The organism is Vibrio sp. V15_P4S5T153 (genome assembly GCF_963874485.1).
Lineage (GTDB): Bacteria > Pseudomonadota > Gammaproteobacteria > Enterobacterales > Vibrionaceae > Vibrio > Vibrio anguillarum.
In genome coordinates, this window is the sequence record NZ_CAWNHR010000017.1 from 752,341 (window position 1) to 761,557 (window position 9,217).

Consider the following 9,217-nt stretch of genomic DNA (forward strand, 5'->3'; position numbering starts at 1 on the left):
TCTTAATCCTTTATTTTTTATTCAATTAAATAATGTACGAGAGAAATAATATTGAATAAATCCACGTTAAGCAAGTAAAAAATAGCTGGTCAGATATCATTTGAAGAATAAATGGTCGCCTTAACTAAGACGACCATTTATTTCATTCCCTATGCGGCCTCAATTTCAGTTTGAAGCTCTTTGATCGTTTCATCTAGCTCAAAACATTGGTCAAGATGATAAAGCTCAATAAGCTTTAGCATGAACTTCGCAGGAGTTGAGGTGCGAATTCTGTGTAATGCCACTGATACCACTTGAGGCATGTGCTCTTTGTTATCAATAAACGATTTTTGGTTTACTGTATCAACCAGGACGTATTCATTGATGTTGCTTACAGCATCGTACACGCTGCTAGGAAGCGTTTCGCCGTTCATTACAGCCGCTAGTTCTGGGTGGATAACAGAGATAGTTTCGTCGTGCAGTTTAACAAAGTTGCTAGTCATGGTGGCGTCCTTAATTACAAGTTATCTTGATGTTTTTAATTATACACGCATAGATCAGAGAGTCAATATGTTTAATTATTAAAAATGAAGATGGAAATAAAAAAGCCCTTCACGAATGAAGGGCTTGATGTTTCCTTTTACCGCTTATTGGCTTGCGCTGTCTTTGGCTTTTTCATACTGCATAGCGCCATCAAGCAGTTCTTGTTGACGCTTCACGGCGTTGTCAGCCGCAATCTGATAAGAGTAGGACTCTGTAACGCTATTGATAAACGCTTGTGCTGCAAGCATTCTTAGGTTTGACTTTTCTTTTTCAATTGTGTCTTCCGAAAAATCTGAGCCTTTAGTCAAATCGGTGTATTGATCAATAAGGTTATCAGTCGTGTCAGAAAGAATAATGTTAATAAACGCAATCTTATCCAGTAGAGTTGGATTTTCAAGATCTGTAAAGCGTTGACCTGTGACCTTATAACGGGTCATTTTGTACTCAATTTCTGCAAGATCTGCAAGTGTCAGCTTCGGGTATGTAACCACATCTGTCTCTGTGGTGTACGGCATAGTCGCTTGCGCCGATTTTGTAGCTGAATTAGATTCCATCAATTGTTCTTGCTCAATCTGTTCAATGCGGCTTGATGCCAACGCATTGCCTAACATTAGACCACTCGCTAGACCAGTTGCTCCGTACACTGCATTTTTAGTAGCACTAGAGCCTGATGTGCTCGTAACTGTTTTTCCAGGTTTGACTTGCTTCACTGGCGTAATTTTTACAGGCTTAGGCGCTGGTGGAGCAGGCTTAAAAGCAGGTGCGCTGATTCTCATCGGGCTTGAACGGAATTTAGCGTTAGCAGTGGTGCTTACCATTGATGCTGTAGCTGCGATTGTTGCGATTAGCGCGTAAGTCTTAAATTTCATTGGTATGTTCCTTGGTGAATCTTTATTTTTAATTACTTAGGAATCCCTAAGATATTCATTAATTATACATAGTAAGGATTGTCGGTCAACAAATTATTTAAACAAATAAAAAGATAAATAGAAGGAAGCAATTGGTTTTGACTGCTTGCAGTCTTTAATATAAACGGTCTTTAAATCGTCTATTTATTGGTTGAAAGGTTGAACATGGTGGGATGATCCTTTGCACCAAATAATAAGGCACTTAATCTAAGTGCCTTACGTGTAAGAAAAACCTCTATTTCGGGTGTCAGGGGCTTTAATGGTCTTAAACGAACAGCTCGCTTGCTAGAACCGCATATGCTTCAGATAGTAATGCGTTAGGTTCGATCACTAGTTCTTCTTGGTAGAGTCGGTGGAATACTGTGTCATAATCCTGATCGTTAGTGGTCAAAGTGAAGTTTAGTACAGGGTCAAAAAGAAGGTTTTGAGGCAGTTCAGCCTTTTCGCTACGACTGGCTTCAATTACTTCAAGCATTGACACACCCTTTTTCTCGATGTGTGCTTTAATTTTATCCATGCCAATAAAGCGTTCATTTGTGCTTTGATCGACTAGTAATGCTTGAACGCCATCATTTTCCACATCGATATCGACGTTTGCAATGCTAGCAATAGTGTGAAATTGAGAAGCGAAATTAAACCCTTCCATTTCAGAAAGATTTACAAAAGTTTCGCTTAACTTTAGCTTGTCGCCTTCATTGATTACAAAGTATTCATTAACTTCGATCAGTTCGCTAAAGTAAATGTAGGATGAGTCAGTAACAACGGTCTGGTTTTTGTTCCAGATGTCACAAACAATACCTTCGTCCGTTGTGTAAACTTCTACATAAAACACACCAGGAACACTAAACCAATATCCGCGCTCAGTTGTTCGAATAGTTTCAAATAACTGCTGGACAGGTGTGTAATCTGGAAGTTCGATAGCAGTATTGCCATCAAGAATGACAAACTTTTTATTTACCGCAACGGGAACAACTACATCACTTGTGAAATTTCCAAATGGTAGTGATAGCTTAGATGCAGGCACAGTAAATGGCAGTGAGATGTAGTCTAAGTAAAATTTGTTTTCAATTGAAGGTTTCACGGTGTGCTCCTTTTGTTTATGTTTCCATTATACACAAATAGAAGGACAGGTCAATTATTTAATTATTAAAAAATAAGATTAAACACTAAAAATCCCGATAACGGGGCTTAATAAAAAGTTCAATGACCAGTTAATCGATAAACTGAGGATCTTCGATGGGTTCATTATCATCAGAAAAGTCAAATTCTAGCCACTTTTCGCGAGGGATTTCAGGGTGGGCTTCCATCCCATTAGTTTGCTTACAGCATCGTACACGCTGCTAGGAAGCGTTTCGCCGTTCATTAAATCCGCTAGTTCTGAGTGGATAAAAGAGATAGTTTCGTCGTACAATTTAACAAAGTTGCTACTGACACTACCCGCCCTGATCGGGCGAGGCTTGCGTCAATTAAATTATGGTCACTTTAGTAATATCCCATGAACTTACTCTATTATCAAAAATCACACCACGTGGCGCACTATACTTGCTAATTGATAGTTCTTCATCCCAATACAATCCATCAACAGGAATATTCTCTTCTTGACAGTACAATGAAACAATCAAATCTTTATGCTCGGAACCAGTAGCAGCCTTAAACTTATCAGTGATAGTGTAACTATTATCATTAACTTCTAGCGTACCATTTTCAATCGCTTCATCATAAATCATATCCATCATTTCAAGCTCAGCCGACAACTCATCACTATCAGTAATCTCGATAAATACATTATCATCAAGTTCATCGTCATAGTAATTAATTATGTAAACAAAATCTTGTGATATATAGCCTTTTTCAATTCCCCACTTAAAAATCTGTTCATAATGCTCTTTGTTAATTTCCAGCATATCAATAAATTTATGTCCAGACTTAGACAGATTGTATAAGTTGCCTGTAGTCAAACCTCTGTTTATTTTTACCCAAGCATCAGGCTCAGTGGAAATACTTAAACCTCGCCCTTCATGTGAGTTATTTCTACGCGAATTAATATCTAACGTACCTACATGATATAGCTGCTCTACAACTTGTGTAACAGGTAAATCAATACTAATCTCTACCGCCTCAATTAAATTTAAAATATCTCTTACTTTCATTCAGTAACCTCACACTTAACATAACATACTGGTATTTTAGTCAGACCATACAACCAAAAGGCTACTATGCGGTGACGACCTTCCATTACAAATAAATGGCAGTGAGATGTAATCTAAGTAAAATTTGTTTTCAATTGAAGGTTTCATGGTGTGATCCTCTTGCTTATGTTTCCATTATACACAAATAAAGGAGTCGGTCAACTATTTAATTATTAAAAAATAAGATTAAACACTAAAAAGCCCCATAACGGGGCTTAATAAAAAGTTCAATGACCAGTTAATCGATAAACTGAGGATCTTCGATGGGTTCATTATCATCAGAAAAGTCAAATTCTAGCCACTTTTCGCGAGGGATTTCAGGGTGGGCTTCCATCCTATTAGTTAATGATCCGTACACCTCCCATGAATGGAGGTTATCAGGAAAAACATCTTCCATAGGTTGATAACCATTGTGATGCTTACCTTTTAGATACAAGTCATGGTGACTTTCTACGGCATTCGGCATTGACAAATCTCCTGTAGGATCGGCGTGACTTATTGCTGAACTAAATTGAATGTTCGAACATGATAGGATTCATGACCGTCAGTAACAAACCAATATTTTGTTGATGAGTTCCAAATAGCATCAGTCAAGGCTGTATAGCCAATATTGAACTCTTTAACCGTATGGTTTGGCAGAATGGTTTCACAAGAAATCGCGCATTCTTCGTCATTAAGATCGATTGTAAACGATGGGAATTTGATACCGTTAATCTCAACCAAATCAGCATTTTCAAGCATTTCAACTAGGCTTTGAGTTGGGTGCTCACTAATGTCGAAGTTAAAATCACCGCCTTCGAATTCAACCAGCAAGTTAACGATATCAACATTGCTCTTATGGTCAATGAAATGAACGAATTGTTCGATTAGTCCTTCATCGGTATTCAGGTCTTCAATGTCGTAACCTTCACCTTCTAAAGTGTCTCGTAAACAGTCTTTAAATGCATCCAGAATGCGATTCTTAGCAAATACAACTAGATAATCGTATGCGCCAGATTCGGTTGAGAATACACGCACTGGCGGAATGTGAGGGATATTGCCGTTTTGCTCTGATGCATATGCTTGAGTAAGCGTAAATACTGTGGTTGTCATGGTGTGTGCTCTTTTATGTGTTAAATTAAAATAGAGGGATCAGGAAGTCAGCGCCCAAATCAAGCTTTTCACTGGCAAGCTCTTTTTTACAAAAATTATATAGCTCATCCTGTAGAGAATAAGCTTCCCGTTCCCAAGGTTGATCTTTATATAAATCAAAGTCAGATTCACGTTGAATTGAAGACGCAACGCTTAGCTCTACTCTTTCAGAACCGTTATTCCAAATAAATTGATCGTTATTGGTTCCAAAAGACAATTGACCTGTATAAACCTGCTTAGCATGAACTAATTCATGGCAAAGGTAGATGACCCAGATAGTGAAGCTTGATTCTTTGTTAAGATGAATGGCAAAATTTTTGGTGTTACCATTTTTAACCTTCAAAACCGCGTTTTGATTTTTAGGAAGCTTTTTCAATCCAATGGTTAACGTAAGCTTTTCATTTTCAGGAAGTAACTTTCCAACGACCAGGTTTACAACTTTAGTTAGTGCTGGAACGTACATTCTGTTAGCTTTACTGCCTGATTTTTCGAACTTAATGTTAGCCATAGAGCCTCCGAAAAAATTATATTTATAATTACAGATATATAAGTGTTGAGGTCAATTAAGGGTTAATTGTCCCGTTATGCGAGCTACAGCGTAGACACTTCGCAATAAACCACTTGGATCTTAACAAAGTTCTCAGCTTCATCGAACGATTTAAAGTCGAAAGCGGCATTATGATGATAAGTATCAAAACGTTGATTTCTTGATAAGAAACGACCTGCGCTATCAATAACAAAGAATTTCATGAATTGACCCCTATTTTGTTGTCATCTTCTTTTTCATGCTTGAGTTAAATTATGCATAAATAATTTTCAAGGTCAGTATTTTAATTATTAAAAAACAATGTAATATAAAGCTATATTGCTGGCGAGCTTAACAATCACCAGCCATTAAATTTAGTTGCGTTGCTCGAAAAACTCGCGAATTTTCACTTGTTCGTTTTCGTGTTTTTCAATGCGCTTGGCGCGACCACCATTGATGTAAGCGTGAATTTCTTCGAAATTCTCAAGATTAATTTCGCTATCAAGATCAATGTTGCGGTACTCAACTGAACAAACTACCTTGTGCATAACTACTGGTAATGTATCATCAACTACCACACCGCCAGAAATGCTTAAGCCATGCTCAGAAAGAGCTGCTTGAAGTTTATTGAAACGAGCGATGTTGTTTTTGAATGCTTGATTAGTAGTCATGGTGCGTCCTCTTTAGTTACAAGACCTAGCGGTCTTTCTTGTTCACAAGTATACACTAATAATACAGTAGGTAAATAGTTTAATTATTAAAAATTAAAGGTATTTGAATTGACTTTTAAGCTATTAAATGTATAATGAGCGCATAAGGTTAATAAAGGACACCGCCATGAAAAACGTAGATATCAAATTCAATCAAGACTTAAGCAAGTTCCGCAAAGTTAATGCTCTTTGGGTTCATATCTCTGAAAATGCAAACATCAATGTTATGGAACATGCTTCTCTAAAATGGTTTATGATCCCGTTAGAAAGTAAGAAAAAGCCATCTAACGAAGATGTATCAATGGCTGTTAAAAAGACGATTGAATGCAGCGGTATTGAGCTTAAAGCAGGTCTTAATTTCTACGTCGCTGACCGTGAAATGATGAATCCACTAACCTTGAAAGAGCTGGATAATCTGGTTACGGTTCAATACACAGCAACAGAATGCCAGGATTAGGGGTTTAGCCCCTTTTCCCATAGTGAAGAGAAAGAATTGGATATACCCCATTTATGGGGTAAAAGTAATAAAACACGGAACGATGATAGCCTTGATCATGCTTCCATAGTAATGAATAGCTTAATAACAGGAATAAAAACATGCCATCAGAAGCCATTGTGAAGTCAGTACAGAAAGCGTACAAATCGCTAAAAGAATCACTACCTGACTTCGAGCCTCGTTCGCACCAAAATTATCTGGTAGGCGAAGTAACTAAGGCGATTTCTGGCGATAATGAAAACAATATTATCGTTGCCGAGGCAGGTACAGGGACGGGTAAGTCTCTGGGGTATCTCATGGCTGCTATTCCTGTTGCTAAGCACTTAGGCAAGCATGTTGTTGTATCTACAGCAACCGTAGCATTACAAGAGCAGTTAATCGATAAAGACCTACCATTTTACCGAGATCATATCGAACATATTGATTTCGATATCGCTAAAGGTAAGGGGCGCTATTGTTGTGTAGAGAGACTACAAGGCATTGTCACTGGTAACGGTGACGTTACCTTTGATTTCAAACCAACGCATGAAGATAGAGAGGTTTACAAGAAGCTGTTTGCGGATTTGAAGTCTGGTGAATGGAAAGGTGATCGCGACTCTCTAAAAAAACCTATTGAAGATAAATTGTGGAACGTGATTGCAAGTGGCGCACATACTTGTAAAGGTAAACGTCATGTAATGTGTCCATTTCATATCGCTAGACGCGAGCTTTCTAAGGCAAATGTAATTGTTGCTAACCATGCGCTTGTAGCAGCGGATTTATCACTTGGCGGTGGCATTATCCTTCCTGAGCAAGATAACACTATCTACGTCTTTGATGAGGCTCATCATCTTCCAAACATTATTCGTGATGCTCATGCAGGTTCATTTAGCTTGTCAGGTTCAACGACTTGGGTCATGAATTTGTACACGTACATTGAACGACATGCATCGGTGCTAAACGTTAGCTCCGAGGAACTTCAAGAATTGGCTATTGTGCGTGATGACTTCTCTATTACGCTCGATGAGATGGAGAATGTCTTTAAGCAATGCCCCTTTACTGATAAGGTATTCCGCTTTAAAAACGGTGAGATCTCAAGCAGTGATTATGAAAAATTCAATGACCTAAAAAGCGCATTGAAAAAGCTAAGAAAACGTATTGGACGTGTAAGGACTTACCTTGAAGAAAACGAGGAAAGCTTTTCGTCAGCAGACTACGATCAGTTTAATAGCGATATCAATTTCCATTATTATCGATTAGAAAACATCCATGATGTAACAAATCAATTTCTCAATAATGATGAGACACCGCTTGCGAAATGGTTGACGATTACCGAGGATAACCGTGTTAGCGTTCACTCATCCCTGTTGGATGCAAGTGAAACCATTAAATCGTCGCTTCTTGATGCTGCTCATGCCGTTGTAATGACATCGGCAACCTTATCTACTCTTGGTAATTTTGAATACTTTAAATTGCTTTCTGGTGTGCCAGATGAGAGTAAGTTTATTCGTTTAAGTAGTCCTTTTGATTACCCTAATAACGCTGAACTACTCATTCCGCAAATGAACGTTAATCCAAGCTCAAGAGAATTCACTAATGAATTGATTGAAAAGTTAAATGAGTACTTATTTGACGAAAATTACGACTCTCACTTGGTTCTTTTCTCGTCGTACAAGCAGATGAACGAAGTTGCTGATCAATTAAAGGAAAAGATTGAAGCTAGCAAAATCACATTTGGTATTCAGGGCAAAGGCGCTCGTAATCGTATCATTAGTAAACATAAAGAAGCCATTGATAAAGGTGGTCGCTCTATCCTTTTTGGTACACAAGGATTCTCAGAGGGTCTTGATTTAAAGGGTAAGTACCTTACTCAACTTGTAGTGACTAAAATTCCTTTTTCTGTTCCTACTGAGCCAATTGATGAAGCTTATGCGGAATTGGTATCTACACGTGGTGGTAATCCGTTTATGGAGATTTCAGTCCCAGAGGCATCAAGAAAGATGATTCAGTCAGTTGGTCGTTTAATTCGAACCAAGCGAGATACAGGTCGATGCATTATCCTTGATGATCGAATTGCTACGAAGAATTATGGTAAAAGTATTTTGAAAGACTTGCCTCCATTCAAACTTAATACAGATTACAAGTCGATTATTGACCTTTAATCTTGCTTATGCATAATAATTAAAAACAAATAAGGAATTATGATTATGAAATATGGTAAACTGGCTCAAGATTGTGGCGAAAGACTTCCTCTTGAAGTAATGCGTTCTGCTGCTGGCTATTACATTGGAACAAGTGAAGATGGAATGCCGTTTAGTCGCGAGTCGGTTGAATATTTCGATAATCAGAGCAAGGCGGAAGAAGCGCTTGAAACTGGAAACTGGACACAGCGAATGACCCCTTAAGGGGGCTTTCGGTATTGAGGTGATTATGACGCTCGAACAGAAAATGATTGCGATTCTAAATGAAACAAATAACTTTAGTGTTAGCTCTTGGGATATGGCAAACAAGATTTATAACAACTGCATGAATACCCCGAAACCAGGTAACGGAGTTAGAATCGCTAACCTGAGAAGGGCTGCTGAAAAAAGTGTGGTGGTAGGAACATTCATATCGTCAACCAATGGAGATAGAATGTTTCATCTCATCGATAAAAATTCTTGATTTGCGAAGTGATTTAGATGAAATGATTGTCCTAACAGATTTGATGTATTCTGATATAGTATCAATCAATTCGTGAATTTTAAATAAGGAAG

At 38.0% G+C, this 9,217-nt stretch carries 13 protein-coding genes; 4 read left to right on the plus strand and 9 right to left on the minus strand.

Features of this window, described 5'->3' with window-relative positions; genetic code table 11:
- Nucleotides 1-149 precede the first annotated feature (149 nt).
- The 9 genes from AACT42_RS14485 to AACT42_RS14525 all read right to left on the minus strand — a co-directional run bounded on the left by AACT42_RS14485 (nucleotide 150) and on the right by AACT42_RS14525 (nucleotide 5,947).
- Entirely contained in the window at nucleotides 150-482 is a 333-nt protein-coding gene (locus AACT42_RS14485; protein WP_021485883.1) for a hypothetical protein, read from the minus strand.
- Nucleotides 483-626: 144 nt separating this feature from the next.
- Entirely contained in the window at nucleotides 627-1,391 is a 765-nt protein-coding gene (locus AACT42_RS14490; protein ID WP_094131809.1) for a hypothetical protein, read from the minus strand.
- Between the two features lie 304 nt (nucleotides 1,392-1,695).
- Nucleotides 1,696-2,511 carry a hypothetical protein gene (locus AACT42_RS14495; protein WP_094131975.1) on the minus strand — a complete coding sequence of 272 codons (816 nt, stop codon included), beginning with the start codon at nucleotides 2,509-2,511 and terminating at the stop codon, nucleotides 1,696-1,698.
- A gap of 385 nt (nucleotides 2,512-2,896) precedes the next feature.
- Nucleotides 2,897-3,580 (minus strand): hypothetical protein, encoded by a 684-nt coding sequence (locus AACT42_RS14500; protein ID WP_094131974.1) that lies wholly within the window; start codon nucleotides 3,578-3,580, stop codon nucleotides 2,897-2,899.
- A gap of 277 nt (nucleotides 3,581-3,857) precedes the next feature.
- Nucleotides 3,858-4,085 (minus strand): hypothetical protein, encoded by a 228-nt coding sequence (locus AACT42_RS14505; protein WP_094131973.1) that lies wholly within the window; start codon nucleotides 4,083-4,085, stop codon nucleotides 3,858-3,860.
- 29 nt (nucleotides 4,086-4,114) lie between these two features.
- Nucleotides 4,115-4,711, minus strand: coding sequence for a hypothetical protein (locus tag AACT42_RS14510; RefSeq protein ID WP_094131972.1), 597 nt, complete (start codon nucleotides 4,709-4,711; stop codon nucleotides 4,115-4,117).
- Nucleotides 4,712-4,736: 25 nt separating this feature from the next.
- A complete protein-coding gene (locus AACT42_RS14515; protein ID WP_094131971.1) occupies nucleotides 4,737-5,258 on the minus strand; it encodes a hypothetical protein in 522 nt (173 codons plus the stop codon).
- 83 nt (nucleotides 5,259-5,341) lie between these two features.
- Entirely contained in the window at nucleotides 5,342-5,500 is a 159-nt protein-coding gene (locus AACT42_RS14520) for a hypothetical protein (protein WP_176432232.1), read from the minus strand.
- A gap of 150 nt (nucleotides 5,501-5,650) precedes the next feature.
- Nucleotides 5,651-5,947 (minus strand): hypothetical protein, encoded by a 297-nt coding sequence (locus AACT42_RS14525; RefSeq protein WP_094131970.1) that lies wholly within the window; start codon nucleotides 5,945-5,947, stop codon nucleotides 5,651-5,653.
- A gap of 166 nt (nucleotides 5,948-6,113) precedes the next feature.
- Between AACT42_RS14525 and AACT42_RS14530 the strand changes: the two genes are divergently transcribed.
- The 4 genes from AACT42_RS14530 (at nucleotide 6,114) to AACT42_RS14545 (ending at nucleotide 9,125) form a co-directional block, all read left to right on the plus strand.
- On the plus strand, nucleotides 6,114-6,443 hold the full coding sequence (locus AACT42_RS14530; RefSeq protein ID WP_094131969.1) for a hypothetical protein: 330 nt from the start codon (nucleotides 6,114-6,116) through the stop codon (nucleotides 6,441-6,443).
- Nucleotides 6,444-6,583: 140 nt separating this feature from the next.
- Entirely contained in the window at nucleotides 6,584-8,623 is a 2,040-nt protein-coding gene (dinG, locus tag AACT42_RS14535) for an ATP-dependent DNA helicase DinG (RefSeq protein ID WP_094182916.1), read from the plus strand.
- A 39-nt stretch (nucleotides 8,624-8,662) separates the two neighbouring features.
- Nucleotides 8,663-8,866, plus strand: a complete 204-nt coding sequence (locus AACT42_RS14540; protein WP_176432233.1) for a hypothetical protein — start codon at nucleotides 8,663-8,665, stop codon at nucleotides 8,864-8,866.
- Between the two features lie 25 nt (nucleotides 8,867-8,891).
- A complete protein-coding gene (locus tag AACT42_RS14545; RefSeq protein WP_094131967.1) occupies nucleotides 8,892-9,125 on the plus strand; it encodes a hypothetical protein in 234 nt (77 codons plus the stop codon).
- Nucleotides 9,126-9,217 lie beyond the last annotated feature (92 nt).